The organism is Pseudooceanicola nanhaiensis, assembly GCF_020171315.1.
GTDB lineage: Bacteria > Pseudomonadota > Alphaproteobacteria > Rhodobacterales > Rhodobacteraceae > Pseudooceanicola > Pseudooceanicola nanhaiensis_A.
The window spans coordinates 263,059-287,806 of sequence record NZ_JAIUZP010000006.1 but is presented as its reverse complement, the minus strand read 5'-3'; the positions used below and the strand labels follow the sequence as shown (position 1 = coordinate 287,806).

At 68.6% G+C, this 24,748-nt stretch carries 25 protein-coding genes; 13 read left to right on the top strand and 12 right to left on the bottom strand.

Going from position 1 to position 24,748, the window contains the following annotated elements; genetic code table 11:
* Window positions 1-57 precede the first annotated feature (57 nt).
* The 3 genes from LCM32_RS11360 to LCM32_RS11350 all read right to left on the bottom strand — a co-directional run bounded on the left by LCM32_RS11360 (window position 58) and on the right by LCM32_RS11350 (window position 1,703).
* On the bottom strand, window positions 58-504 hold the full coding sequence (locus tag LCM32_RS11360; protein ID WP_224821185.1) for an RDD family protein: 447 nt from the start codon (window positions 502-504) through the stop codon (window positions 58-60).
* 175 nt (window positions 505-679) lie between these two features.
* Complete coding sequence (locus tag LCM32_RS11355; RefSeq protein ID WP_224821184.1) at window positions 680-1,129, bottom strand: DUF2852 domain-containing protein; 450 nt, start codon at window positions 1,127-1,129, stop codon at window positions 680-682.
* 106 nt (window positions 1,130-1,235) lie between these two features.
* The gene (locus tag LCM32_RS11350) at window positions 1,236-1,703 is read right to left on the bottom strand and encodes a YbaK/EbsC family protein (protein WP_224821183.1); all 468 of its coding nucleotides are present in this window, start codon (window positions 1,701-1,703) and stop codon (window positions 1,236-1,238) included.
* A 138-nt stretch (window positions 1,704-1,841) separates the two neighbouring features.
* Here LCM32_RS11350 and glnE point away from each other — a divergent pair, with 138 nt between their 5' ends.
* Window positions 1,842-4,679 carry a bifunctional [glutamate--ammonia ligase]-adenylyl-L-tyrosine phosphorylase/[glutamate--ammonia-ligase] adenylyltransferase gene (gene glnE, locus LCM32_RS11345; protein ID WP_224821182.1) on the top strand — a complete coding sequence of 946 codons (2,838 nt, stop codon included), beginning with the start codon at window positions 1,842-1,844 and terminating at the stop codon, window positions 4,677-4,679.
* A gap of 32 nt (window positions 4,680-4,711) precedes the next feature.
* The gene (locus LCM32_RS11340; protein ID WP_224821181.1) at window positions 4,712-4,981 is read left to right on the top strand and encodes a hypothetical protein; all 270 of its coding nucleotides are present in this window, start codon (window positions 4,712-4,714) and stop codon (window positions 4,979-4,981) included.
* 147 nt (window positions 4,982-5,128) lie between these two features.
* On the opposite strand, the gene eda is transcribed toward LCM32_RS11340, so the two are convergent.
* Both eda and LCM32_RS11330 read right to left on the bottom strand, forming a co-directional pair.
* The gene (gene eda, locus LCM32_RS11335) at window positions 5,129-5,770 is read right to left on the bottom strand and encodes a bifunctional 4-hydroxy-2-oxoglutarate aldolase/2-dehydro-3-deoxy-phosphogluconate aldolase (protein WP_224821180.1); all 642 of its coding nucleotides are present in this window, start codon (window positions 5,768-5,770) and stop codon (window positions 5,129-5,131) included.
* Window positions 5,771-5,858: 88 nt separating this feature from the next.
* Complete coding sequence (locus tag LCM32_RS11330; RefSeq protein ID WP_224821179.1) at window positions 5,859-7,289, bottom strand: protein adenylyltransferase SelO; 1,431 nt, start codon at window positions 7,287-7,289, stop codon at window positions 5,859-5,861.
* Between the two features lie 262 nt (window positions 7,290-7,551).
* Between LCM32_RS11330 and LCM32_RS11325 the strand changes: the two genes are divergently transcribed.
* The gene (locus LCM32_RS11325) at window positions 7,552-8,556 is read left to right on the top strand and encodes a Fe(3+) ABC transporter substrate-binding protein (protein WP_224821392.1); all 1,005 of its coding nucleotides are present in this window, start codon (window positions 7,552-7,554) and stop codon (window positions 8,554-8,556) included.
* Between the two features lie 95 nt (window positions 8,557-8,651).
* On the opposite strand, the gene LCM32_RS11320 is transcribed toward LCM32_RS11325, so the two are convergent.
* The gene (locus LCM32_RS11320) at window positions 8,652-9,554 is read right to left on the bottom strand and encodes a hypothetical protein (protein ID WP_224821178.1); all 903 of its coding nucleotides are present in this window, start codon (window positions 9,552-9,554) and stop codon (window positions 8,652-8,654) included.
* 115 nt (window positions 9,555-9,669) lie between these two features.
* On the opposite strand from LCM32_RS11320, the gene LCM32_RS11315 reads away from it, so the two are divergent.
* Together LCM32_RS11315 and LCM32_RS11310 are read left to right on the top strand one after the other, a co-directional pair.
* The gene (locus LCM32_RS11315; protein WP_224821177.1) at window positions 9,670-10,611 is read left to right on the top strand and encodes a nucleoside hydrolase; all 942 of its coding nucleotides are present in this window, start codon (window positions 9,670-9,672) and stop codon (window positions 10,609-10,611) included.
* Window positions 10,608-11,054, top strand: a complete 447-nt coding sequence (locus LCM32_RS11310) for a GNAT family N-acetyltransferase (RefSeq protein ID WP_224821176.1) — start codon at window positions 10,608-10,610, stop codon at window positions 11,052-11,054. The genes LCM32_RS11315 and LCM32_RS11310 overlap by 4 nt, the downstream gene beginning before the upstream one ends.
* A 103-nt stretch (window positions 11,055-11,157) precedes the next feature.
* Here the strand turns inward: LCM32_RS11310 and mazG are convergent, their stop codons facing one another.
* On the bottom strand, window positions 11,158-11,964 hold the full coding sequence (gene mazG / locus LCM32_RS11305; RefSeq protein WP_224821175.1) for a nucleoside triphosphate pyrophosphohydrolase: 807 nt from the start codon (window positions 11,962-11,964) through the stop codon (window positions 11,158-11,160).
* A 66-nt stretch (window positions 11,965-12,030) separates the two neighbouring features.
* Between mazG and LCM32_RS11300 the strand changes: the two genes are divergently transcribed.
* Both LCM32_RS11300 and speB read left to right on the top strand, forming a co-directional pair.
* The gene (locus LCM32_RS11300; protein WP_224821174.1) at window positions 12,031-13,191 is read left to right on the top strand and encodes a M20 aminoacylase family protein; all 1,161 of its coding nucleotides are present in this window, start codon (window positions 12,031-12,033) and stop codon (window positions 13,189-13,191) included.
* A 66-nt stretch (window positions 13,192-13,257) separates the two neighbouring features.
* Entirely contained in the window at window positions 13,258-14,223 is a 966-nt protein-coding gene (gene speB, locus LCM32_RS11295; protein ID WP_224821173.1) for an agmatinase, read from the top strand.
* A gap of 254 nt (window positions 14,224-14,477) precedes the next feature.
* Here speB and hflX read toward each other — a convergent pair whose 3' ends face one another.
* The 4 genes from hflX to trkA all read right to left on the bottom strand — a co-directional run bounded on the left by hflX (window position 14,478) and on the right by trkA (window position 19,018).
* Window positions 14,478-15,749, bottom strand: a complete 1,272-nt coding sequence (gene hflX / locus LCM32_RS11290) for a GTPase HflX (RefSeq protein WP_224821391.1) — start codon at window positions 15,747-15,749, stop codon at window positions 14,478-14,480.
* Complete coding sequence (gene hfq, locus LCM32_RS11285) at window positions 15,749-15,988, bottom strand: RNA chaperone Hfq (protein WP_100162369.1); 240 nt, start codon at window positions 15,986-15,988, stop codon at window positions 15,749-15,751. The genes hflX and hfq overlap by 1 nt, the downstream gene beginning before the upstream one ends.
* Window positions 15,989-16,116: 128 nt before the next feature.
* Entirely contained in the window at window positions 16,117-17,637 is a 1,521-nt protein-coding gene (locus LCM32_RS11280; protein ID WP_224821172.1) for a TrkH family potassium uptake protein, read from the bottom strand.
* A 4-nt stretch (window positions 17,638-17,641) separates the two neighbouring features.
* Window positions 17,642-19,018 (bottom strand): Trk system potassium transporter TrkA, encoded by a 1,377-nt coding sequence (gene trkA, locus LCM32_RS11275; RefSeq protein WP_224821171.1) that lies wholly within the window; start codon window positions 19,016-19,018, stop codon window positions 17,642-17,644.
* Window positions 19,019-19,172: 154 nt separating this feature from the next.
* Between trkA and LCM32_RS11270 the strand changes: the two genes are divergently transcribed.
* Window positions 19,173-19,655: a hypothetical protein gene (locus LCM32_RS11270; protein WP_224821170.1), complete on the top strand. Its 483-nt coding sequence runs from the start codon at window positions 19,173-19,175 to the stop codon at window positions 19,653-19,655.
* Between the two features lie 4 nt (window positions 19,656-19,659).
* On the opposite strand, the gene LCM32_RS11265 is transcribed toward LCM32_RS11270, so the two are convergent.
* Window positions 19,660-19,956: a hypothetical protein gene (locus LCM32_RS11265; RefSeq protein WP_224821169.1), complete on the bottom strand. Its 297-nt coding sequence runs from the start codon at window positions 19,954-19,956 to the stop codon at window positions 19,660-19,662.
* A gap of 442 nt (window positions 19,957-20,398) precedes the next feature.
* Between LCM32_RS11265 and prfA the strand changes: the two genes are divergently transcribed.
* The 5 genes from prfA to LCM32_RS11240 all read left to right on the top strand — a co-directional run bounded on the left by prfA (window position 20,399) and on the right by LCM32_RS11240 (window position 24,739).
* On the top strand, window positions 20,399-21,448 hold the full coding sequence (prfA, locus tag LCM32_RS11260; protein ID WP_224821168.1) for a peptide chain release factor 1: 1,050 nt from the start codon (window positions 20,399-20,401) through the stop codon (window positions 21,446-21,448).
* Window positions 21,445-22,287: a peptide chain release factor N(5)-glutamine methyltransferase gene (prmC, locus tag LCM32_RS11255; protein WP_224821167.1), complete on the top strand. Its 843-nt coding sequence runs from the start codon at window positions 21,445-21,447 to the stop codon at window positions 22,285-22,287. Before prfA ends, prmC begins: the two co-directional genes overlap by 4 nt.
* A gap of 372 nt (window positions 22,288-22,659) precedes the next feature.
* Window positions 22,660-23,334, top strand: a complete 675-nt coding sequence (locus LCM32_RS11250; RefSeq protein WP_224821166.1) for a DUF4167 domain-containing protein — start codon at window positions 22,660-22,662, stop codon at window positions 23,332-23,334.
* Between the two features lie 96 nt (window positions 23,335-23,430).
* Complete coding sequence (locus tag LCM32_RS11245; protein WP_224821165.1) at window positions 23,431-24,072, top strand: DNA-3-methyladenine glycosylase family protein; 642 nt, start codon at window positions 23,431-23,433, stop codon at window positions 24,070-24,072.
* A gap of 1 nt (window position 24,073) precedes the next feature.
* A complete protein-coding gene (locus LCM32_RS11240; RefSeq protein ID WP_224821164.1) occupies window positions 24,074-24,739 on the top strand; it encodes an alpha/beta hydrolase in 666 nt (221 codons plus the stop codon).
* Window positions 24,740-24,748 lie beyond the last annotated feature (9 nt).

Below are 24,748 nucleotides of genomic sequence, written 5' to 3'. Positions count from 1 at the left end.
TGCAACGAAAAGCCGCCCCCGGGGGAGCGGCTTTGCATGTCTCAGGGCTCAGCGGTGTCAGCTGACGGCGCGGCGGTTCACGGCGACGGTGCCCAGCATGTGGTCCGTCAGGCCCTGACGGCGCGGCGAGAAGAGCATCATCGCGACCGAGATCAGCTGCAACACCGGCAGCGCGAAGGAAACCGTCAGCCCCAGCGTGTGCAGGAAGGCGGTGCCCGCATCGAAGAGCTGCCCGTCGCCGCGGCGGAATTCCACCGCCATCAGCCGCATCCCCCAGGTCGAGGAGCGCGAGGCGATGGTGAACCAGCGGTAGAAGAAGCCCACCACCAGCATCAGGAAGGGGAAGAAGAACAGCCCCGTAAAGGCGGTGAAGGGCAGGATCAGCACGCAGATCAGGGCGATCAGCACCGTGTCCACCAGCCATGCGATCAGCCGCTTGACCGGCGTGTCGGAATAGAAATCCGGCTGTGTGTCGGGATCGGGCAGGGTCCAGCTGGGGTACATCGGGGTCAACGTGCCTTTCGTCATCATTGGGCAGGAAGGGAGGTCAGGGGCCGCGCCGGCCCCGCAGGGGGGCCGGCCGGTGGTGCCGTTTCAGGTCTTGGGTGCGCCCAAGGGGCGGGCGCGGTGGCCGTGGCCCCCGCTGAGATCGGGGGGCCAGTGCGTGGACGTCAGGGCCTCAGGCGGTTTCCTCGTCGCGGATCGGGGCGGCGTCACGCTCGGCTGCGGCCTTCTTGGCGCGTTCGTCCATGAACTGGTCGAACTCGGCCTTGTCCTTGGCGTCGCGCAGACGCTCGAGGAAGTCCTCGAAGCTCTTCTGCTCGTCTTCGAGCCGGCGCAGCATGTCGGCCTTGTAGGCGTCGAAGGCGTTGTTCCCGCTGGAGCGCATCGCCGTGTAGGCGCTGCGACGCATGTCGGAAGACGACGAACGGCGGCAGGACTTACTGAACATTTTCTTGCTCCAGATCATGTAGGCGAGAAGGGCGAGGCCGACAGGCCAGAAGAAGATGAAGCCAAGCACCATTGCGGCGATCCAGGCTCCCTTACCCTTGCTGTCGAGCCATGCTTCGGCCTTGCCGAGCCAGCCCATGGGCTGGGTTGCATAGGCAGGGGCAGTTGCGGGGGTCATCTCGGTTCTCTCCGTTGGTTGATGTGAATGTCTTTCACATCTCCTAGATCGGGATGGCGCCCCCGCATTGCAAGGGTCGAAGTAAATGTTTTTTACATAAGGTGGATCATGACGTGAAATCAGAGACTTGCGCGCCGGTCAGCTGGGCCAGTTCGGCGGATTTCATCGGGAAAACATGGGTCGGCGTGCCCGCGGCGGCCCAGATCGTCTCAAACTCCAGCAGGCGCGGGTCTAGGAAGGCGCGGATCGGGTTCAGGTGGCCGACGGGGGCCACACCGCCGATGGCAAAGCCGGTCTGCGCACGGATCAGCGCCGCATCGGCCTTGCCCAGCTCTTCGCCTGCCAGCTCCGAGGCCTTGGCGCCGTCCACCCGGTTGCCGCCCGCGGTGAGGAAGAGGATCGCCTCGCCCGAGGCCTCGCCGCGGAAGATGATCGACTTGGCGATCTGGTCGATCTCGCAGCCGACCGAGTCGGCGGCCTCCTGCGCGGTGCGCGCCTTGCCCACATCCGCGATCTCGGTCGCGATGCCGGCCTCTTCCAATGCGCGGGCCACGCGGGCCTTGCTCTTGCTCATCTGCGTCTCCTTCAGTGTCGGGCAGGACAGGGGCGCGGGGCATCCCTGTCTCGTGGGGCTCCGTGCCCCTTGGTCGCGCCCGTTATTCCGTGTCGGGCCGCTGTTGACCAGCCCTGCCGCCCGGCGCATCTTCCGGCCATGACATTCGCTGCCCGCATGACCCGTTGCCCCCGGCCTTTCGACCCCGAGAGGGGCGCGGAGGCGCGGGCGCTGCTGCCCGATCTCGCCCCGGAGCTTGTCGCGCTGATCGAGGGCACCGGCGGGTGCAGCCCCTATCTCCTCGGCCTGATGCACCGCGAGGCGGAGTGGCTGCGCGGGGCCTTCGACGATCCCGAGGCGGCGCTGGATCAGCTTCACGCCGACCTGCCGGGGCAGGACAACGTCGAGAGCGCCCTGCGGCAGGGCAAGCGCCGGGTGGCGCTGCTGACCGCGCTTGCGGATCTCGGCGGGGTCTGGGCGCTGGAGGAGGTGACCGGCCGGCTGAGCGGTTTTGCAGATCTGGCCACCGACGTGGCGTTGAAGGCGGCGCTCGCCCGGGAAATGAAACGCGGCAAGCTGCCCGGCATGGACGAGGCCGCGCTGGAAGATGGCGCAGGCATGGTCGTGCTGGCCATGGGCAAGGGCGGCGCGCGGGAGCTGAACTATTCCTCCGACATCGACCTGATCGTGCTCTACGACGAGGGGCGCTTCGATGCCGATGCCTTCCTCGAGGCCCGGCCTGCCTATATCCGCGCGACCCGGCGCATGGCCGCCACGCTGAGCGAGATCACTGCCGAAGGCTATGTCTTCCGCACCGATCTGCGGCTGCGGCCCGATCCCTCGGTCACGCCGGTCTGCGTCGGGATGGAGGCGGCGGAGCGCTACTATGAAAGCCTCGGGCGGACGTGGGAGCGGGCGGCCTATATCAAGGCGCGGCCCTGCGCGGGCGACCTTGCGGCGGGGCAGCGGTTCCTCGACGACCTGCGGCCCTTCGTCTGGCGGCGGCATCTGGATTTCGCGGCGATCCGCGATGCCCACGACATGCGCCGCGCGATCCGAGATCACAAGGGGCTGCACGGGCCGATCACGCTGGACGGCCACAACATGAAGCTGGGCCGGGGCGGCATCCGCGAGGTCGAGTTCTTCACCCAGTTCCACCAGATCATCGCAGGCGGCCGCGATCCCGAACTGCGCATCCGCGGCACCGTGCCCGCCCTTGCGGCCCTGGCCGAAAAGGGCTGGGTGCCCGCCGAAGTGGCCGAGGCGCTGACCGGGCATTACCGCGCGCACCGCGAGGTGGAGCATCGGCTGCAGATGGTGAACGACGCCCAGACCCATGCGCTGCCCTCGGGCGGCGAGGGGCTGGCCCGGATCGCGGCGCTCATGGGCCGCGAGGAGGCGGAGCTGGCGCAGGACATCCGCGCCCGGCTGACCGAGGTGCACGAGATCGTCGAACATTTCTTTGCCGGCGAGGAGAATGGCGGCGGACGGCCCGCCCCGGCGGAGCCCTGCGAGATGCCCACCTACGACGCCGAAGTGATCGCCCGCTGGCGTGGCTATCCGGCGCTGCGGTCGTCCCGCGCGCAGGAGATCTTCGAACGGCTCAAGCCCGAGATCCTGACCCGCCTGGCCCGCGCCGCCCATCCGCAGGAGGCGCTGCTGGCGCTCGACGGGTTCCTCGCCGGGCTGCCCGCGGGGGTGCAGGTCTTCTCGCTCTTCGAGGCCAACCCGCAGCTGATCGACCTGCTGGGCGATATCGTGGGCACCGCCCCGGACCTTGCGCGCTACCTGTCGCGCAATGCCTCCGTCTTCGACGCCGTGATCGGGGGGCGGTTCTTTGCGCCCTGGCCGGGGCTGGAGGCGCTTTGCAAAGAGCTGACGGCGGTTTTGCAAAACGAGAGCGACTACGAGACCCGGCTGGATGCCGCCCGCCGCTGGCTGAAGGAGTGGCACTTCCGCGTGGGCGTGCATCACCTGCGCGGGCTGATCGAGGCCGAGGAAGCGGGGATGCAATATGCCGACCTCGCGGAAGCGGTGCTGCGCGGGCTCTGGCCCGTGGTGGTCGCCGATTTCGCGCGCCGCCACGGTCCGCCGCCGGGGCGCGGGGCCGTGGTGGTGGGCATGGGCTCGCTGGGGGCGGGGCGGCTGAATGCGCGTTCCGACCTCGATCTGATCGTGATCTACGACGCCGCCGGGGTGGAAAGCTCCGAGGGCAAGCGCCCGCTGGCGGCGCGGACCTATTACGCACGGCTGACGCAGGCGCTTGTCACCGGGCTCTCGGCGCAGATGGCGGAGGGGCGGCTCTACGAGGTCGACATGCGGCTGCGGCCCTCGGGCAACCAGGGCCCGGTGGCGACCTCGCTTGCGGCCTTCACCGAGTATCAGCGCGGCGAGGCCTGGGTCTGGGAGCATATGGCCCTGACCCGCGCACGGGTGATGTGTGGCGATCCCGGGCTCGCCGAGGCGGTCACCGCGCTCAGGGCCGAGGTGCTGGGGCAGGGCCGGGCCCCGGCGGAGGTGCTGCCCGCCTTGGCGGAGATGCGCGAGAGGATCGCCCGGGCCAAGGCCTCCGCCGGGCCATGGGACGTCAAGGTCGGCCCGGGGCGGAACCAGGACATCGAACTGGCCGTGCAGGCGGCCGCGCTCATGGGGCAGGAGGTCTCGGGCAGCCTCGAAGCGGGTCTGGCCGCGGCGGAGCGCATCGGCTGGCTCCCGGCCGAGGCGGGCGCCGATCTGCGCGCGGCCTATCGTCTGTGCTGGCGGATCGGGCAGGTGGCAAAGCTGCTGAGTGACAAGCCGCTCGACCCGGAGGCGATCGGCGAGGGCGGACGGGCCTTCCTGCTGCGGGAAACCGGGGCGCAGGACATCGCCACGCTGGAGGCGCGGCTGCAGGCGGCCTGCGCCGCGGCGGCCGGGCGGATCGGGACGGCGCTGGCGCTGGAGCCGGGGGCGATCGCCGGGGCGGAGCGGCCCGGCGATGACGGGGGCGCGGCATGACCGGGGTCATGGAGAATGGGAGGGAGGGAACCATGAAGGGCGACAGGGACGATCCCAAGGCGCTGATCCGCGAGGCCTACCGGATCGAGGGCATCGGCACGGAGGAATGCCGGTCGGTCTTCATGGACTGGGCACTGTCCCTGCCCGAGGGCGCGAACCTGCAGGCGGCGCTGGCGGCCCTGCTGGCCCGCTACGGCAGCGCCGCGCCGGACCATCCGATGACGGCCATCCTGCGCGACGGCCAGACCGGGCTGACGGTCACGGGACGGCGGCGCGGGGGATGGCGCGGGCGGCGGCAATAGCCAAAACGGCGGCTTAGACGCTGGCACGGTGAAGGGGCGTTGCGGCGAGCGGTCTGGGGCCCTCTCCGGGGGGAAAGGGGGCTGTCTGCCCCCTCTTGCGGGCTATGCCCGCAATTCACCCCCGAGGATACTTTGGAACAGTGGATGTCAGGCTGCGAGCTGGGAGGCGGTGCGGGCAAGCTCTTCGATGGCGGCCCAGTCCCCGGCCTCGATCAGAGCCTCGGGGGCGACCCAGCTGCCGCCGACGCAGGCGATATTGGCCAGCTTGAGGTAGCCGGGGGCGTTCTGCGGGGTCACGCCGCCGGTGGGGCAGAAGAGCACCTGCGGCACGGGGGCGCCGATCGACTTGATCGCCGCCGCGCCGCCGGATTGTTCGGCCGGGAAGAACTTCTGCACCCGGTAGCCGCGTTCCAGCAGGGCCATGGCCTCGGAGGCAGTGGCGGCGCCGGGCAGCATCGGCAGGCCCGCGGTTTCGGCCGCGTCGAGGAGTTTCGGCGTGGAGCCGGGCGAGACCCCGAAGGTGGCCCCGGCCTCCAGCACCTGCGCCACGTGGTCGGGCGTCAGGATCGAGCCCGCGCCGACGCGGCCGCCCTCGACCTGCGCCATCTCGCGGATCGCGTCGAGGGCCGCGGGGGTGCGCAGGGTCACCTCCAGCACCGGCAGGCCGCCCTTGACGAGGGCCTCGGCCAGCTTTGCGGCCTTCGAGGCGTCCTTGACGGTCAGCACCGGGATCACGGGGGCAAGACGGCACAGCGCCTCGGTCTGCTGGCTGGCGGCTTCTGGGGTCATGTCACTCTCCTCGGTCACGTGTTAGCCCTAACATGGGCCCTCCCTAGCATGGCGTGCAGCGGGTGCGAAGCCCCAAGCGCGCCCTTGGTCACGTGCCGCAATAGGTGGCGGGGACGATCTGGTCCTCGGTGGGGGGCAGGGTCAGGCTGCTTTGAGCGGGTTGCGCCCTGTAAGGCGTCGCCAGCACCTCCATCAGCCGGTGGAAGGGCGCCATGTCGCCCGCCACCGCGGCAGAGATCATCTCTTCCATCCGGTGGTTGCGGGGAATGATCCAGGGGTTCGCGGCCTCCATGCGGGCCTGTGGCGTGGTTTCTCCGACAAGACGTGCCTGCCAGCGGGCGTTCCACCCGTCGAAGGCGTCGCGGTCGAGGAAGGCATCCCGGGGCGCGGGGCCGGAGAGGGCGCGGAAGGTGTTGGTGAAGTCGAGCTTCTGCGCCTGCATGAGGTCGAGGAGATCGGCGATGAGCTGCGCGTCCGCGGTGTCGCTGTCGGCGCGGGCGGTGAGGCCGATCTTGGCGCGGAAGCGGGCGAGCCACTGCGCGGTGATCTGGCCGGGCATCGCCTCGATCGCCTGCTGGTAGGGCGGCACGGCGGCCTGCGGATCGGCCTCCAGCGAGACGAGGGCGGAGGCGAGCTTGGCGAGGTTCCAGGTCACCGCGTGGGGCTGGTTGGAATAGGCGTAGCGGCCCTGGTGGTCGATCGAGGAATAGACCGTGTCCGGGTGCCAGGTGTCCATGAAGGCGCAGGGGCCGTAGTCGATCGTCTCGCCGGCGACCTGGCAGTTGTCGGTGTTCATGACCCCGTGGATGAAGCCCACGGCCATCCACTGCGCGATCAGGCTGGCTTGCCGGGCGATGACGGCCTGGAGCAGCTCCAGCGGGGTTTCGGCCTCGGGGTAGTGCCGGGCGCGGGTGTGGTCATAGAGCTGCTGCAACCCGTCACGATCCCCGCGCGCGGCGAAATACTCGAAGGTGCCGACCCGGATATGGCTTTGGGCCACGCGGGTCAGGATCGCGCCGGGCAGGGCGGTTTCGCGATAGATCGTCTCGCCGGTGGCCACGGCGGCAAGGGCTCGCGTGGTGGGGATGCCGAGGGCGTACATCGCCTCCGAGACGACGTATTCGCGCAGCACGGGGCCCATCCACGCCCGGCCGTCGCCGCGGCGGGAATAGGGCGTGGGGCCCGAGCCCTTGAGCGCGATGTCCCGGCGCAGCCCGTCGGTGCCCAGCGTTTCGCCGAGCAGCAGCGCGCGGCCATCCCCCAGCCGGGGCGAGAAGCCGCCGAACTGGTGCCCGGCATAGGCCTGCGCCAGCGGCGTGGCACCGGCTGGCACCTCGTTGCCGGAGAAGATGCGCGCGAGCGCGGCCTCGTCCGGCAGATCGCTCAGGCCCAGCAGATCGGCCAGCGGCCGGTTGAAGGCGAGTAGCCGGGGCGCGGCCACGGGGATCGGCACCTGCCGGCTGTAGAAGGCGGGCGGCAGGGCGGCATAGCTGTTGTCGAAGGGGATCTGCAGGGTCATGGGGGTAAGATATGGCGGCCATGCCGGTTTGCCAATCGGCTGCGGGGCCGGGGGGCAGGGGATCGTGATCCGGTGTCACCGTGCTGGCCATGGCAGTCCCGCTGCGGGCGGTCTCTTGGTCACGCCGATGTGATGGCGATGGGGCGTCGTCGGGCCGCCGATTGAGCCGGGAGGCCCGTGCCAAGTGCTGTCGCCCTGTTGCCCTGATAAAATCACTCAGGTATAGCGCGGAGAGACATTTCGGGAGGACCCCATGAAACAGATGCTGCGCTCCACCATTCTGGCCGCAGGTGCGACCCTGCTGGCCGCGCCCGTGCTGGCCGAAGAGGTGAACCTCTATTCCTATCGCCAGCCCGAGCTGCTGAAGCCACTGACCGATGCCTTCACCGAAGAGACCGGCATCCGGGTGAACGTGGCCTTCCTCGACAAGGGCATGGTCGAGCGGCTGCTGGCAGAGGGCGACCGCTCGCCCGCGGACCTCGTGCTGACGGTGGACATCTCGCGGCTCTCCTCCGTGGTGGAGGCGGGCGTGACCCAGCCGGTGCATTCCGAGGTGCTGGAAAGCCATGTTCCGGCAGAATTCCACGACCCCGAGGGCCAGTGGTGGGGGCTGACCACCCGTGCGCGGATCGTCTATGCCTCCAAGGAGCGCGTGGCCGAGGGGGAAGTGACCACCTACGAGGACCTCGCCGATCCCAAGTGGGAAGGCCGGATCTGCACCCGCTCGGGCATGCATCCCTACAACGTGGCGCTGACCGCGGCCTACCTGCACCACCACGGTGAGGAGGCCACGCTGGAGTGGCTCAAGGGCCTCAAGGCCAACCTCGCGCGCAAGCCGCAGGGCAACGACCGGGCGCAGGTCAAGGCGATCTGGGCCGGCGAATGCGACATCTCGCTGGGCAACACCTACTACATGGGCGAGATGCTGGAAGACCCCGAGCAGGTCGAATGGGCCAATTCGGTCAACATCGTCTTCCCGGTCTTCGAAGGCGGCGGCACCCATGTGAACATCTCGGGCATCGCCATGACCAAGGCGGCGCCGAACAAGGAAAACGCGCTGAAGCTGATGGAATTCCTCGTCTCGCCTGCGGCGCAGGAAATCTATGCCGAGGCGAACCACGAGTACCCGATCGCGCCGGGCTCGGAACCCTCCGAGATGGTGAAGGGCTGGGGCAGCTTCGAGGCGGACGAGGTGAACCTGATGGAGCTCGCCAAGCTGCGCCCCGATGCGCTGCGGCTGATGGAGACGGTGGATTTCGACGGCTGAGAATAGCCGGAGAGGTTTGGAAGCGGCGGTCCCTTGGGGCCGCCGTTTTCGTTTGGGGCGGCGGGGGGCGCAAACGGTCGGCGGGTCGCTCGGCGCTATTGAACGACGCTCACCCCGGGCATCCGTCCCAGCCGCTCCATGTCCGCCGCGTAGCGCGCGCGCAGGTCCTCCGCCTCGCCCTGCGTGAAGGCCGCGAAACCGCGCGGCTCCTGCGCCTCGGCATGCTCCGCGATCACCGCCTTCCAGGCGTCGCGCTCCAGCGTCTCACCCCGGGCATAGCGCGCCTGAAGTGCCTCCAGCGCGGCATCGGTGGCCGAGAGGTTCACGACCTGCCCGGGCTCCTTCAGGCCCGCGGGATCGGCCTCCAGCAGGTGCCCGAGGAGCGCGGCACTCGACCCGCGGGCGGCATAATCCACCACGGTCACCCTGGCGGGCGTCAGCTGCTCGATCAGCAGCTCCATCAGCTCGAGCCAGCCGCGGTCCATGGCCATGAGCCGGGGACGGATCGTGGCGAAGGGCTCCACCGGGCGGTCCTCCGCGCGCTTGCGATAGGCCGAGACATAGAGCGTGTCATAGGGCCGGACCACGTAGAGCAGATGCGCCACCGGGCCCGGCAGCGCCGTCTTGAGCGCGCGGGCCCGGGCGGCGGCGGCGGGATAGAACCGGCCCTGATAGAAATGCAGCATCCGGCCCGGGATATTCTCCTCCGACAGGATCAGGGGGCGGGTCGCGTCGCTGCGCAGGGCGGCCAGATGCGCGCCTGCCGCCTCTCCCAGCCGTCGCACCTTGCGGGGGCCGTGGCGTGGGGCGGGCAGGCGCAGCTGCAGGTTCCCGCCGGGGATGCCGTCGCGCCCGGGATAGGCGAGGTCATAGCCCGCCGCGCGCAGGGCGTCGGCATTGAGGGACAGGCACATCTGGAACGAGGAGGTGCCGGTGCGATGCGCGCCCGCATGCAGGTAGACCGGTGCCGCATGGGCAAGGGGAGGGCTCTCGGACATGGGCGCAGATTGCGGCGATCGGCGGGGGTCCGCAATGGAAATCCACCCGCCCTTGCACCAGCGATGGACATGAGGCACGGCCCACGCCAAGGTCGGCGCCAAAGACGAGGGGACCATGACTGCCAGAAAGATCATCATCGACACCGATCCCGGACAGGACGATGCCATTGCCATCCTGCTGGCCCTTGCCAGCCCGGCGGAAATCGAGGTCCTCGGCCTCACCTGCGTGGCGGGCAACGTGCCGCTGGCGCTGACCTCTAAGAACGCGCGCATCGTCTGCGAACTGGCGGGCCGGCCCGAGGTGAAGGTCTTTGCCGGGGCAGAGCATCCCCTTGTGCGCAACCTGCGCACGGCTGAGCATGTCCACGGTGCCACCGGCCTCAACGGGCCGAAACTGCCCGACCCCGAGATGCCGCTGCAGGACCAGCACGCGGTGGATTTCATCATCGAGACCCTGCGCCGCGAACCGGCGGGGACGGTCACGCTCTGCCCGCTGGGGCCGCTGACGAACATCGCCATGGCCTTCCGCAAGGCCCCCGACATCATCGACCGCGTGCAGGAGATCGTCCTGATGGGCGGGGCCTATTTCGAGGTCGGCAACATCACCCCGGCGGCAGAGTTCAACATCTACGTCGATCCCCATGCGGCGGACGTGGTCTTCCGCGCCGGTGTGCCGCTCGTGGTGATGTCGCTGGACGTCACACACAAGGCGATGGTCACGCCCGAGCGCAACGAGGCCTTCCGCGCGCTCGGCAACCGCGTGGGCATCGCCGTGGCCGAGATGACGGATTTCTTCCAGTCCTTCGATCTTGAGAAATACGGCTCCCCCGGAGCGCCGCTGCACGATCCCTGCGTGACGGCCTACCTGATTCGGCCCGATCTCTTCACCGGGCGCCACATCAACGTCGAGATCGAGATCGCCTCGGAGCTGACCATGGGCATGACCGTGGCCGACTGGTGGGGTGTCTCGGGGCGCGCGCCCAATGCGCTCTTCATGGGCACCATCGACGACGAGGGCTATTTCGCCCTGCTGCGCGAAAGGCTGGCCCTGCTGTGACCTCGGTTCACCTCTGTACCCCGGACGATCTGACCCGCCTGATGCCCATGGTCACGGCGTTTCACGCCGAGATGGACATCGCCCAGACAGACGAGGCCCGCGAGGCCGCGCTGATGCCGCTGCTGGAGGGCTCCCCCCACGGGGTGGCCTACCTGATCGGGCCTGCGCGGGCGCCCATCGGCTATATCGTGATCACCTTCGGCTGGTCGCTGGAGCTGGGCGGCATGGAGGGGTTCGTGGATGAATTCTACATCCGCGCCGGGGTGCGCGGACGCGGCATCGGGGCAGAGGTGCTCCACTCCCTGCCGACTGCGCTCTCCAAGGCCGGGCTGAAGGCGCTGCACCTCGAAGTGCGCAAGAGCGACGCGCGGGTGGTGGCCTTCTACAAGCGGCAGAAATTCGCGCTGCGCGATGACTACGTGCTGATGACGCGACGTTTCTGAGGGGTGGTTCTGGCGGGCGCTTCCGGATGCGGATGCGCGGGCGGGCGGCCCCGCAGGGCGCGACCGGCCCAGAGGGGGCCGGCCGTTAAGCCGCAGGCAGCGCTCACTCCGCGGCCTTGGCGGCATCCCAGAGCTTGTCCATCTCCTCCAGCGTGCTTTGCTGGGGGCTGCGCCCCTCGGCGGCAAGGGCCGCCTCGATGGCGCGGAAACGGCGGGTGAACTTGGCGTTGGTGCGCCGCAGGGCCGCCTCCGGGTCCACGTCCAGATGCCGGGCAAGGTTCGCCATGACGAAAAGCAGGTCGCCGAATTCATCCTCGATCTCGTCCGGGCCCATGGTGTCGCGGGCCTCCACCAGCTCGCGGCTCTCCTCCGCGATCTTGTCGAGCACGTCCGACACATCGGTCCAGTCGAAGCCCACCCGGGCGGCGCGTTTCTGAAGCTTCACCGCGCGCATCAGCGCGGGCAGCCCCATGGCCACGCCGTCCAGCACGCCGGTCTCGGCCTTGGCGGCGCGTTCCTTGGCCTTGATCGCCTCCCAGTCCTTCGTCTGCTGTTCGGCGGATTTGTCCCGGCTCTCGTCCCCGAAGATATGGGGATGGCGGTCCACCATCTTGGTGCCCACGCCATTGGCGACGCTGTGGAAGGAGAAGAGCCCGGCTTCCTCCGCCATCTGGCCGTGGAAGACCACCTGCAACAGCAGATCGCCCAACTCGCTTTCCAGTTCGCCCATCTCGCCGCGCTCGATGGCGTCGGCGACCTCGTAGGCTTCCTCGATCGTGTAGGGCGCGATGGAGGCGAAGTCCTGTTCGATATCCCACGGACAGCCGGTCTGCGGATCGCGCAGGCGGCGCATGATCTCCAGCAGGCGCGGAAGGCCGCCATCGGGGTTCTGGATCAGATCGTCGGCCATTGCGGCGGCTCCTGCTTTGTGGTCTCTCGCGGGCAACCTGAACCGCCCTGAAACCGGAGTCCACCCATGCCCGTCATCAACCGTATCGCTGGCTTTGCCGATGAGATGAAGGCATGGCGGCAGCATCTCCATGCCCACCCCGAGCTGACCTTCGAACTGCATGAAACCGCGGCCTTCGTGCAGGAGCGTCTGGCGGAATTCGGCGTGGACGAGGTGCATCCCGGCATCGCCAAGACCGGCATCGTCGCTATCATCGAGGGCCGTGAGCCGGGGCCGACCATCGGGCTGCGCGCCGATATGGACGCGCTGCCGATCACCGAGACCTCGGGCGTGGATTACCCGTCGCAGAACGCGGGCGTGATGCATGCCTGCGGCCATGACGGCCACACCGCGATGCTGCTGGGGGCGGCCAAGTACCTGGCCGAGACGCGCAATTTCGCAGGCCGCGTGGCGCTGATCTTCCAGCCTGCGGAAGAGGACGGCGGCGGCGCGGGCGTCATGGTCGAGGAAGGCATCATGGACCGCTTCGAGATCGCGCAGGTCTATGGGTTGCACAACACGCCCGGCATGCCCGTGGGGCATTTCCTGACCTCGCCGGGGCCGATGCTGGCGGCGGTCGACACCTTCCACGTCCATGTGAAGGGCGAGGGCGGCCATGCCGCCAACCCGCAGGAAACCCGCGATCCGATCCCGGCCGCCGTGGCCACGATCCAGGCGATCCAGACGATTTCCAGCCGGAACCACTATGCGCTCGACGACCTCGTGATCTCGGTCACCCAGATCCACGCGGGCTCGGCCGAGAATATCGTGCCGGAAACCGCCTATATCAACGGCACCGTGCGCACCTACGACCCGGCCGTGCAGGACATGGTGGAGAAGCGCATGAAGGAGATCGTCGCGGGCACCGCCGCCGCCTTCAACGTCGAGGCAGAGCTGATCTATGAACGCTGGTACCCGGCGACGATCAACCACGCCGACAAGGCCGCATTCGCGGTCGAGGCGGCCCGGGCCGTGACCGGCGAGGCGCAGATCGAGGACTTCCGCGAAATGGGGGCCGAGGATTTCTCCTTCCTGTTGCAGGCCCGCCCGGGAGCCTTCATCTTCATGGGGCAGGGCGATACTGCCGGGCTGCACCAGCCGGATTACGACTTCAACGACGAGGTGGCCCCGATCGGGGCGAGCTACTTCGTGAAGCTGGTCGAGATGGCGCAGCCGCTCGGCACGTGAGGCCGGCAGAAGACAGACAGCGGGGCATATCGCTCCGGACTTGATGACGTGAGCCAGGGGGAACGGATGGCACTCGAAGACGCGAAGACACAGGTTGATCAGGCCTTCACCCGGGCGGAGCTGCGCGGGCTCAGCTACGAGAACGCCTTTGGCGGCGCGCCCTCCTTCCTGCGGCGGCGCTATACCAAGGACCTGACCGGCGTGGACCTCGCCGTGACCGGCGTGCCCTTCGACCAGGCGGTGACCAACCGCACCGGCACGCGCCTCGGCCCCCGGGCGATCCGCGAGGCTTCTACCCTGCAACCCTACGATCCGCCCTATGGCTGGGGTTTCGATCCGCTGGGGGACTTCGCGATCGCGGACTACGGCGATCTGGCCTTCGACTACGCCAAGGTGGCAGAGTTCCCCGATGCGCTGACCGCGCATATCAAGGGCATCCTCGATCAGGGCGCGGCCTCGGTGGCGCTTGGCGGGGACCACTACATCTCCTTCCCGATCCTCAAGGCCTATGCGGAGAAGTTCGGCCCCCTGTCGCTGGTGCATTTCGATGCCCATTCCGACACCTGGCAGGATGACGACCTGAGCCGGATCGACCACGGGACGATGTTCTACAAGGCGATCAAGCTGGGTCTGATCGACCCGGCGACCTCGGTCCAGATCGGCATCCGCACGGTGAACGACAACGCCTGGGGCATGAACATCATCGACGCGCCCGAGGTGCATGAGATCGGCAACAAGGCCGTGGCGGCGAAGGTGAAGCAGATCGTCGGCGACCGGCCCTGCTACCTGAGTTTCGACATCGACTGCCTCGATCCGGCCTTTGCGCCCGGCACCGGCACGCCGGTCTGGGGCGGGCTGTCCTCGGCGCAGGCGGCAGCGATCCTGCGGGGCCTTGCGGGCATCAACCTGCAGGGCGGCGATATCGTCGAGGTCTCTCCGCCCTTCGACACCACCGGCGCCACCGCCATTGCGGGGGCCCATGTGGCGATGGAGATCATCTGTCTCTGGGCCTGGACCCGGCGTAAGGGCTGAAGGGGCGTTCCGGGGCTGTCTCGGGGGCTGCCATCGGGGCCCTCTGGGGCTGATCCCCGACGGGAGGCGCACCCGTCGATCCGGGCGGGAAAAGTCTTGAAACAAGACTTTTCTCAAGAATTTTTCTTAAAATTCTTGGTGGCCGTCAGGGGCGGCGTGCCAGTTGGAGAGCGGGAATGGGGGGCTGTCTGCCCCCCTTGGCCCGCTTGCGCGGGCGAATCCCCCCGAGGATATTTTCGAACAGTGGATGGAGGTCAGAGCGCCTCGTAGCGCCGGGCCTGGGTGGGCGTCCAGATCACGTCGATCTCGTAGCCCTCTTCGGTCTGGCGCTCGGATTGGATCACGCCCTGTTCGAAGAGCCAGGCGCGGCGTTTGCCATCGGCGAAGGCCAGCGTCAGCGTTGCGGAGCGCCGCTCCGTCGCCACCGCGTCGGAGACCTGCGCCAGCAGCGCGTCGAGCCCCTCTCCGGTGATGGCGGAGATCGCCTTGACGTTTTCCTCGCGCTCCGCCCGGCCTTCGAGGGCAGGGCGGTCTTCGGCGGGCACGAGGTCGATCTTGTTCCAGACCTCGATCAGCGGCACCTCCTCGCGCACGCCGAGCGAGGCGAGGATGTCCTCCACGTCCGCGGCCTGTTCCCGGGTCTCGGGGTGGGCGATGTCGCGCACATGCAGGATCACGTCCGCCTCCAGCACCTCTTCGAGCGTGGCCCGGAAGGCCGCGACGAGCTGGGTCGGCAGGTCGGAGATGAAGCCCACGGTGTCGGAGAGGATGACCTCGGTGCCCTCGGGCAGCTTCAGCCGCCGCATGGTCGGGTCCAGCGTGGCGAAGAGCATGTCCTTGGCCAGCACGTCGGCCCCGGTGAGCCGGTTGAAGAGCGTCGACTTGCCCGCGTTGGTGTAGCCGACGAGGGCCACGATCGGGAAGGGCACCTTGGCGCGGGCCGAGCGGTGCAGCTCGCGCGTCTTGACCACCTTCTCCAGCTGGCGGCGCAGGCGCACCATCTGTTCGTCGATGGCGCGGCGGTCGGCCTCGATCTGGGTTTCCCCGGGGCCGCCGACGAAGCCGAGCCCGCCGCGCTGCCGTTCAAGGTGGGTCCAGGCCCGCACCAGCCGGGTGCGCTGATAGGCGAGGGCTGCCAGTTCGACCTGCAGCACGCCCTCACGGGTGCGCGCGCGGTCCGAGAAGATCTCGAGGATCAGCCCGGTCCGGTCGAGAAGCTTCACGCCCCATTGCTTTTCGAGGTTGCGCTGCTGGACCGGGGTCACCGGGCCGTCGATCAGGACCAGCTCGACCTCGTGGGCCTTCAGCAGCTCCTTCAGTTCGGCGACCTTGCCGGAGCCGAAGAGCGTCGCGGGGACGGGTTTTGCCAGGCGCACCATGTTCTGGCCCACGACCTCGAGCCCCGGCAGGGCATGGGCCAGAGAGACCGCTTCTGCCAGGGCATATTCGGGGGCGTGGCGCAGCTCGGAGCGCGCGATGTCGGGATGCAGAACCCAGGCGCGCGTCGGCGCCTTGTCGTGTGGGATCAAGAGTTGTCTTCGCCTTCGTAGAGGCTGATCGGCTGGGCCGGCATGATGGTCGAGATCGCGTGCTTGTAGACGAGCTGCGACTGACCGTCGCGGCGCAGCAGCACGCAGAAGTTGTCGAACCAGGTGATCACGCCCTGCAGCTTCACACCGTTGATGAGGAAGATCGTAACTGGGACCTTCGTTTTACGCACATGATTGAGGAATGCGTCTTGCAAATTCTGGCGGTCGGAAGCCATTTCTATACCTTTTTTCTTTCTTCGGCCGCGATCGGCTCGCCCCGTGTTCCTTCCGGCTGATTATGCGGTGCCGGATTGGGAGTTTCCAGCCCAAATCAGGACCGTAGCGAGCATGTAACTTCTTTGCGTCAGTCGCGCCAGAGGTCGGCGTTCGCAAGTGCGATAATTGCCAGCAGTTCGAGTCGTCCCATGATCATGATCAGGCAGAGCACCAGCTTGGCCGGATCGCCCAGTTCGATCAGCGGCACGGGCACATCGGCGGCCATGTTGATCAGCGGACCGGTGTTGGTCAGCGCGGCGATGGCCAGCACCATCGCGGCCTCGAAGGAGGAGCCGAGCAGGGCCAGTACCGCGGTGCCGACCGCGATGGTGATCGCGAAGAGCATGAAGAAGAGCCAGGCATGGAAGGCGCCATCGCGGCTCATGCGGCGGTTCAGCGTGCCCATGCCGCTGATCGACGACGGGTGGACGAGGCGCTCCATCTCGCGCAGGCCGTTGAGATAAAGGGCAAAGACCCGCATCAGCTTGACCCCGCCGGCGGTGGTGGCGACGCCGCCGCCCATGATCGCAAGGCCCATGAGGATCTCTCCGGGCGTGTTCAGCCCGGACCAGTTCTGGGCGGTCTCCCAGCTGGCGCTTTCGAAGCCGGTGGTGCTGAGGAAGGAGATCACAGTAAAGACGCTGCCCCAGAGCGCGCCGAGCGCATTGCCCAGTTCCTCGCCGGCCTTCACGTCGAAGGCGCCGATCCAGTGCCGCAGGAAGAGCAGCAGGGGCACGCCGACGATGATCACCGCCGCGAGGCGCAGTTCCGGATCGCGGTGAATCGCCTGCCGCTGCACGGCGGTGTCATTGGCGAAGGTGGAGCGCGAGAGGGCGAAGATCAGGAAGAGGAAGATCAGCACCTCGCCCCAGAAGCCGGAGGACCCGTTCTTGAGCCCGCCCACCAGCGAAATTCCGCTTGTCGAAAGCGTGGACATGGCATGGGTGACGGCGATCATCGGCCGCTCGCCGCTGATCAGCAGCAACAGGCACAGCAGCGCCGTCAGCCCGACATAGACCGGGGCCAGCTGCCCGGCGAGGCGCAGCAGGCGGCGGGTCGGGGGCGGGCGGTCGAACCGGTCGAGCCGGGTCTGGATCTCGTCGAGCGGCGCGGCAGAGGTCACCTCGAACCCGCCGAGCGAGAGCGGCGCCATGATCGCGGCGGCGGCAAGCCAGATCAGCAGCCCGCCCATCCAGCCGACCTGTGCCCGCCACAGGTGCAGCGCCTCGGGCAGGCGGCCCGGCTCGCGGAAGAGCGTGGCCCCGGTGGTGGTGAAGCTCGACACCATCTCGAAGTAGGCGTTGGTGAAGGTCGTGGTGCGCAGCCCCTCGTGGAAGGGCACGGCCAGCACGATGGGCAGCAGCAGGAAGGCCAGCAGCAGCCCCAGCAGCGCCTGCAGGTCCGCCTTGCGGCGCGGGCGCGGCGTGGTGGAGCGGGCAATGCCGATCATCACGCAGATGAAGTTGCCCAGAAGCGCCGTGTAGAGGAAGGAGCGCGCGACGAGGTGATCCTGCTGGATCAGCGCCACCAGCGCCGGCACCAGCATCGAGGTGCAGGTGATCCCGGTCAGCAGGATCAGGATCGGCTGTTTCTCGAGCTGCGCCAGCATGGGTCTAGAAGTAGTCGATCGAGACCTGCAGCAGGCGCTCGACCTCCGGCACGTCCGAGGTGAGCGAGAAGATCACGATCACGTCGCCCTCGTCCACGCGGGTGTTGCCGGCCGGTTTCTTCACCACGCCGTTCTTCAGGATCCCGCCGACGAGCACGCCTTCGGGGAAGTCGATGTCGCGGATGATCTGCCCGGCGATGGGGCTGGTGGAGAGCACCTCGGCCTCGATCACCTCGGCCTCGGCGTCGCCGATGGAATAGACGCCGCGCACCCGGCCATGACGCACGTGGCGCAGGATCGAGCTGACGGTGGTGGCGCGCGGGTTGATGTAGGCGTCGATCCCCAGCGGGCCCATCAGGGGCACCAGCGTCGGGTCGTTCACGAGGGCAATGGCCATCGGGCAGCCCTGCGCCTTGGCGCGCACCGCGGCCAGCATGTTGGTCTTGTCGTCGTCGGTGACGCAAAGGATCGCATCGGCGCGGTTGATCCCGGCCTCGGCCAGCAGCGCCGAGTCGAGCCCGTCGCCGTTCAGCACGATCGTGCGCTCCAGAGCGTCGGCGGCCTTTTCGGCGGTCTTGCGGTTCTTCTCGATCACCTTTGAGCGGACGCGCTGCGCCTTCTCCTCCAGCGTGCGGGCCACGGCGAGGCCGACGTTGCCGCCGCCCACGATGACGAGGCGTTCCTGCGTCTTGGTGGTCTTGCCGAAGATTTCCAGCGTGCGGTGCACGTCCTCGTTGACCACGAAGACATAGCAATCGTCGTGCGGGAACAGCTGGTCGCCGGGCTCGGGCGCGAAGAGACGGCCGTCGCGGCGGATGCCCACGACCACGGCGCGCAGGGTCGAGAAGAGATCGGTCAACTGGCGCAGCGGCGTGTTCACCACCGGGCAGTCGGCCTCGATCGAGATGCCGAGGAGCTGCGCCTGACCGTCGAGGAAGGTCTCGATGTCGAAGGCGGCGGGGGCGGAAAGGCGTTGCAGAGCGGCCTCGGCCACTTCGCGTTCGGGGCTGATCACCACGTCGATGGGCATGTGATCGCGCCGGTAGAGATCGGAATAAATCGCATCGAGGTAGGATTTCGACCGCAGCCGGGCGATCTTGCGCGGGATCGAGAAGACGGAGTGGGCCACCTGGCAGGTGACCATGTTGACCTCGTCCGAATAGGTCGCGGCGATGATCATGTCCGCGTCCCGGGCGCCGGCCTGGCTCAGCACGTCGGGGTAGGAGGCAAAGCCCGCAATGCCCTGCACGTCGAGCGTTTCCGTCGCGCGCCGCACAAGTTCGGGATTGTTGTCCACCACTGTCACGTCGTTTCTTTCGCCGGACAGGTGGCGGGCGATCTGCCAGCCGACCTGGCCCGCGCCGCAGATGATGACCTTCATGAAGCTCGCCTTGGATCCTCGGGGCGTGTCAGGGCGCGCAAGGCACCCGTCTCATGACCTCCGTGCATGACAGAAGGGTTGGGGCCGGTCAATTCAATTGTCTCCGGCCCGGACGCGGGGCTAAGATGAGGAAAGATAACGGGAGATATCTGCCATGAAACCGATCCGGAGCACCGTGGGGCTGGCCCTGCTGTTGGCCTTGGGGGCCTGTGGCAGCTATTCGCTTTATTATCGCGACGGGGCAGAGGTCAGCCGCGCCAAGGCCGATGAGCTGGCCTGCGAGACGGCGGCCTACAAGCAGGCGCCGGTGCGGATCGAGCGGGATTACGATTATGGCGACGTGATCGCCCTGCCGCCGGTCTGCAATGCGGCCGGGGCCTGCCGTCCCGGCGGCTATCGGCGGCTGCCGCCCCGGGTCTACACCTATGATGCCAACGAGGGGCTGCGCGCCACGGTGGAGCGTCAGTGCATGGCGGATCGCGGCTATGAACGGGTGAGCCTGCCGGTCTGCTCCGAGCAGGTGGCCGCGCAGGTGACGCCTGCCATCACCCGGGTGCTGCCGACGCGGACCTCGGGCACCTGCGTGATCCGGCGCGGCGGGGACCAGTACCAGATCGTCCAGACCGCCGCTCGTTGAGGGGCTAGCCCCTGCGCGGAATGGGTGTGAAGTCCGGTGTCGCGGGGCGCGGGGTGTAGAGCGCATTGGCGCAGCCCTCGTTCAGCTCCCGCCACATGGGCACGTTCAGCGACATCTGGCATTGCGCGGTGAAGTCTCTGCTGTCGACGTGCAGGCAGATGATGTCGCCCAACTCGTGCCGCTCGCCCTGCGTGCCGGTGCAATAGCACTCGATCACCTTGGTGCCACGCTTGATGTCGGCCTGCGCGGGGAGCGGCGCGAGGCTTGCAAGCGTGAGGCTGAGGAGGGCGAGGGGTGCCACGGACCTAGCTGGACGTCTGCAGCGTGCCTCCGGGTCCAAAAATTCCGTATGAGCCGCCAGCCCGTCCAGCCCCACCGACCAGCCCAAAGGGCCGCGCCCGAGCCTCGGGGGGGCGCAAGGCGCCCTCCCTTGGGGGAGGGTCGGGCGCGGCCCGGCCTCACGGCCGGGCGGGACAGTCGACGGGGACAGCGGCTTTGGGCGCTGCATTTGGCGCAGCGCGTCGATGCGCAACATCCGCCACACCGCCCCGGCCGTCAAAGACCGCCACAGCGCCCCGACGCGGGCGATCACGGGCGGCGCGGCCCGTGGCGCGGGGCGTGATACGGGCGGCGCGGCCCTGAATCTCTGGGAACATACGGGCATCGGTCCTCCTCCTCTGCCACGCTCATCCTACCACGTTGCGGGCCCTTGACCAAAACGAACCGATAGGGGAAGCAGTCCCATGGTTTCCGACGACAAGCTCCGCCAGATCACCCAGCGTTCCGAGTATCTCGAGGCGCGCCTCGCCGAGGGCGGAGGCGACATCGCAGCCCTTGGCCGCGAGTATGCGGAGCTGCGCCCAGTGGTGGCCCAGATCGCCGAATACAGCGCCCTGCGGGCCGAGTTGGAAGAGGCGCAGGAGATGCTCTCCGACCCCGAGATGAAGGCGCTCGCCGAGGAGGAACTGCCCCGGCTGCGCGCCCGCCTGCCGGAGGTGGAGACCGCCCTGCAACTGGCGCTGCTGCCCAAGGATGCCGCCGACGCCCGCCCCGCGATGATCGAGATCCGCCCCGGCACCGGGGGCGACGAGGCGGCGCTTTTCGCGGGCGACCTGCTGCGCATGTACCAACGCTACGCCGAGCGGCGCGGCTGGCGCTTCCAGATCGTCGAGGAAAGCCAGACCGAACTGGGCGGCATAAAGGAGGTCATCGCCAACGTGCAGGGCGAGGGCGTCTTTGCCCGGCTGAAGTTCGAATCCGGCGTCCACCGGGTGCAGCGCGTGCCGGCCACGGAATCGGGCGGGCGCATCCACACCTCCGCCGCCACCGTCGCCGTCCTGCCCGAGGCCGAGGAGGTCGACCTCGTCATCGACCAGAACGACCTGCGCATCGACACGATGCGGGCCTCAGGCGCGGGCGGCCAGCACGTCAACACCACCGACTCGGCGGTGCGGATCACCCATATTCCCACCGGGATCGTGGTGACCTCGTCGGAGAAGTCCCAGCACCAGAACCGCGCCATCGCCATGCAGGTGCTGCGGACCCGGCTCTACGACATGCAGCGCCAGAAGGCCGACGCCGACCGCGCCGCCGCCCGCAAGAGCCAGGTCGGCTCGGGCGACCGGTCGGAGCGTATCCGCACCTACAACTTCCCGCAGGGCCGCATGACCGATCACCGCATCAACCTGACGCTCTACAAGCTGGATCAGGTGATGCAGGGCGATCTGGACGAGATCATCGACGCGCTGATTGCCGAGGATCAGGCCGCCCTGCTGGCGGAGATGGAAGGGTGAGCGAGCGGCTCGACGCGCTGCTGCGCCGGGGCACGCAGCACCTGACCGAGGCCGGGATTGCCGGCGCACCGCGCGATGCGCGGCTGCTGCTGGCGGGGGCGGCGGGGCTGCGGCCCGACCGGCTGTCGCTGGAGCTGGGGCAGGCGGCCAGCGAGGCCGTCACCGGCACCTTCATGGCCCATATCGAGAGGCGTATCGCCCGCGAACCCGTGTCGCGCATCCTTGGCCATAGGCTCTTCTGGGGCCGGTCCTTCCGGGTCACGCCCGATGTGCTGGACCCGCGGCCCGAGACGGAAAGCCTGATCGCCGCGGCGCTGGAGGGCGGGGCGGCGACGCGGCTGCTCGACCTTGGCACCGGCTCGGGCATCATCGCGGCGACCCTGCTGGCGGAATGGCCCGATGCGACCGGGCTTGCCACCGATGTCTCCGCCGCGGCCCTTGCCGTGGCGCGGGAGAATGCGGCCAGCCTCGGCTTGGCCGGGCGGCTGGACTTTGTCGAGGCCGACTGGTGGCAGGGCGTCGCGGGGCGCTTTGACCTGATCGCCTCCAACCCGCCCTATATCACCGAGGCCGAGATGGCGGAGCTGTCGCCCGAAGTGGCCAAGTTCGACCCCACCGGCGCGCTGACCCCGGGCGGCGACGGGCTGGCACCCTACCGGATCATCGCGGCGGGTGCGCTGTCTCACCTCACGCCCGGCGGGCGGCTGATGGTGGAAATCGGCTGGCGGCAGGGCCCCGATGTGGCGGCGCTTTTCACCGATGCGGGGCTGATGGATGTGGCCGTGCTGCCGGATATGGATGGCCGCGACCGGGTGGTGACAGGGCGGGCGTCCGCCTGAGGGTGCAGGCGTTAATCCCGCTTTAATCCGCGCCCTTCCGTCCATTTTCCGCGCAGCACCGCGGCGAGGCAGATTGCCGCAGCGCAGCGGCTGCTTTTTCGGGGCTGAGGCCGGTCCCGGGCGGGGAAACCCGCTGATTTCATGCGGAACTCATGCGGAATTTAGCTAAATCCGTCCGTTTTTCCCGCATTAGCCCTTGTCAGGGCGGGGGCAGCGTGCTTATTCCTATTACAGGTCACGGCCAGGGCGCTGCCGCAGCAGCCCGCCGGACCGACAAGCCCATAAAATGCCGAAACTCCCGAAGACACGCGCAATGAGGCGCACGCGGGGGTCAAACGGCAGCCAGACACTTAAGGCTGGACAACCGGATACATGAGATCGTCTAAATCCCGTTCGCGGTCGAAGTCGAACCGCAATCGCTCTGTCGGCAATATCGTTAACCGCGTTTTTGATTCCTCGGGTCCCGAGGGCAAAGTGCGCGGCACGCCGCAGCAGATCATCGAGAAATACAACCAGCTTGCCCGCGATGCGCAGCTGGCCAACGATCGCGTGGCGGCCGAGAACTTCCAGCAGCATGCCGAGCACTACCTCCGCATGCTGGGCGAGGCCCAGCGTGAGCAGGACCAGCGCCGCGAGCAGCAGGAAAACGAAAACCGCCAGCGGCAGTCGGACCGCGACCGCGAGCGCGCACAGCGCCAGGAACGCGAGTCGAGCGAGCCCGCCAACGCGACGGAGCAACCCTCCGAGCCCGCACCCCAGCCGGCCGCGCAGGCAGAGCCCGCGCAGACCTCCGATGACGTGATCGAAAGCGGCGCGGACGAGGAAAGCGGCCTCGTCGAGACGCCCGAGGATCGGGCCTCCGCACCCAAGCCGCGCCGCAGCGCGCCGCGGTCCAAGACCAAGGCGGCCGAAGGCGCTGAAGGCGAGGCCTCTGCCGAGGACGCGCCGAAGCCCAAGAAGCGGACCTATACCCGCAAGAAGAAGACCGATGCCGACGCCACGGGCGAACTGCCCCTCGGCAACGGCGACACGCAGGCGGCCGAGTAAGGCCCCGCACAGGATCGAAGAGGGCCCGGCAGCCAGTCTGTCCGGGCCCGTTTCGTCTCTGCCTTCCCGTTTCCCCAGCACCCGCCGCGAGGCCCCATGAGCCTGCCCCCGACCGGACGCCTGATCGAGACCGACGCCGACGTGGCCGAAGGCGCGGCTTGGCTCTGCGCGCGCGATCCGCGTCTCGCGCAGGCCTGTGCCGAGACCGGCCCGCTGCCGCTGCGCCGCCGTGTGGATGGCTTTGCCGCGCTCTTGCAGGCCATCGTCGGGCAGCAGGTCTCCACCGCCTCTGCCGCCGCCATCTGGGCGCGGGTCGAGGCCGCGGGGCTGACCGATCCCGCGCAGGTGCTGGCGGCGGGAGAGGAGGGGCTGCGCGCGCAGGGCTTCTCGCGCCCCAAGATCCGCTACGCCCTCGCCCTTGCGGAGGCCGATCTGGACTACGCGGCCCTGCGGCAGGCCCCTGATGCGGAGGTACTGCGCATCCTCGTCGCCCAGAAGGGGATCGGGCTCTGGACGGCGGAGATCTATGCCATGTTCGCCCTCGGCCGGGCCGATGTGCTGGCGGCGGGCGATCTGGCCTTGCAGGAAGCGGCCCGCGTCCTTTACGGCTTGGACGGGCGCCCCGGGGAGGCGGCGCTGCGCGCGATGGCGGAGCCCTGGGCCCCCTGGCGCGCGGTGGCGGCCCGGATCCTCTGGGCTTACTACCGGGTGGTGAAGAACAGGGAAGGGACTCTCTGAGATGACACGGGTTTTGCAGGCGGGCCGCAAAGAGCCGCAATCGGGTGACACGCGCTCCGCGGTGGTGTTCCTGCACGGATACGGGGCCAACGGCGCCGACCTGCTGGGGCTGGCGGACGTTCTGGGCGAACATCTGCCCGACACGCTCTTCGTGGCCCCCGATGCGCCGGAAAGCGTGCCCGGCGCGCCCTTCGGCTACCAGTGGTTCCCGATCCCCTGGCTCGACGGCTCCTCCGAGGAGGAAGCGGCGCAGGGCCTCGCCCGCGCTTCCGAGGATCTGAACGCCTTCCTCGACGCCTTCATGGTGGACGAGGACCTGCTGCCCGAGCAGGTGGTGCTCTTCGGCTTCTCGCAGGGCACGATGATGTCGCTGCAGGTCGCGCCCCGGCGCGAGGACCCGGTGGCGGGGATCGTCGCCTTCTCGGGCCGCCTGCTGGAGCCGGAACTGCTGGCCGACGAGGTCGTCTCGCGCCCGCCGGTCCTGCTGGTGCATGGCGATCAGGACGACGTGGTGCCGCCGCAATCGCTGCCCGCCGCCGCCGAGGCGCTGCAGGGCGCGGGCTTCAAGGAAGTCTATGCCCACGTCATGAAGGGCACCGCCCATGGCATCGCGCCCGACGGCCTCTCCGTCGCGCTTGCCTTCATGCGCGACAAGCTGGGCTTCTGACCCTGCGCG

Coding starts and splice junctions, on each gene's coding strand:
- LCM32_RS11360 (WP_224821185.1), bottom strand. CDS start 504: ATGTACCCCAGCTGGACCCTGCCCGATCCCGACACACAGCCGGATTTC.
- LCM32_RS11355 (WP_224821184.1), bottom strand. CDS start 1,129: ATGACCCCCGCAACTGCCCCTGCCTATGCAACCCAGCCCATGGGCTGG.
- LCM32_RS11350 (WP_224821183.1), bottom strand. CDS start 1,703: ATGAGCAAGAGCAAGGCCCGCGTGGCCCGCGCATTGGAAGAGGCCGGC.
- glnE (WP_224821182.1), top strand. CDS start 1,842: ATGACATTCGCTGCCCGCATGACCCGTTGCCCCCGGCCTTTCGACCCC.
- LCM32_RS11340 (WP_224821181.1), top strand. CDS start 4,712: ATGAAGGGCGACAGGGACGATCCCAAGGCGCTGATCCGCGAGGCCTAC.
- eda (WP_224821180.1), bottom strand. CDS start 5,770: ATGACCCCAGAAGCCGCCAGCCAGCAGACCGAGGCGCTGTGCCGTCTT.
- LCM32_RS11330 (WP_224821179.1), bottom strand. CDS start 7,289: ATGACCCTGCAGATCCCCTTCGACAACAGCTATGCCGCCCTGCCGCCC.
- LCM32_RS11325 (WP_224821392.1), top strand. CDS start 7,552: ATGCTGCGCTCCACCATTCTGGCCGCAGGTGCGACCCTGCTGGCCGCG.
- LCM32_RS11320 (WP_224821178.1), bottom strand. CDS start 9,554: ATGTCCGAGAGCCCTCCCCTTGCCCATGCGGCACCGGTCTACCTGCAT.
- LCM32_RS11315 (WP_224821177.1), top strand. CDS start 9,670: ATGACTGCCAGAAAGATCATCATCGACACCGATCCCGGACAGGACGAT.
- mazG (WP_224821175.1), bottom strand. CDS start 11,964: ATGGCCGACGATCTGATCCAGAACCCCGATGGCGGCCTTCCGCGCCTG.
- LCM32_RS11300 (WP_224821174.1), top strand. CDS start 12,031: ATGCCCGTCATCAACCGTATCGCTGGCTTTGCCGATGAGATGAAGGCA.
- speB (WP_224821173.1), top strand. CDS start 13,258: ATGGCACTCGAAGACGCGAAGACACAGGTTGATCAGGCCTTCACCCGG.
- hfq (WP_100162369.1), bottom strand. CDS start 15,988: ATGGCTTCCGACCGCCAGAATTTGCAAGACGCATTCCTCAATCATGTG.
- LCM32_RS11280 (WP_224821172.1), bottom strand. CDS start 17,637: ATGCTGGCGCAGCTCGAGAAACAGCCGATCCTGATCCTGCTGACCGGG.
- trkA (WP_224821171.1), bottom strand. CDS start 19,018: ATGAAGGTCATCATCTGCGGCGCGGGCCAGGTCGGCTGGCAGATCGCC.
- LCM32_RS11270 (WP_224821170.1), top strand. CDS start 19,173: ATGAAACCGATCCGGAGCACCGTGGGGCTGGCCCTGCTGTTGGCCTTG.
- prfA (WP_224821168.1), top strand. CDS start 20,399: ATGGTTTCCGACGACAAGCTCCGCCAGATCACCCAGCGTTCCGAGTAT.
- LCM32_RS11250 (WP_224821166.1), top strand. CDS start 22,660: ATGAGATCGTCTAAATCCCGTTCGCGGTCGAAGTCGAACCGCAATCGC.
- LCM32_RS11245 (WP_224821165.1), top strand. CDS start 23,431: ATGAGCCTGCCCCCGACCGGACGCCTGATCGAGACCGACGCCGACGTG.
- LCM32_RS11240 (WP_224821164.1), top strand. CDS start 24,074: ATGACACGGGTTTTGCAGGCGGGCCGCAAAGAGCCGCAATCGGGTGAC.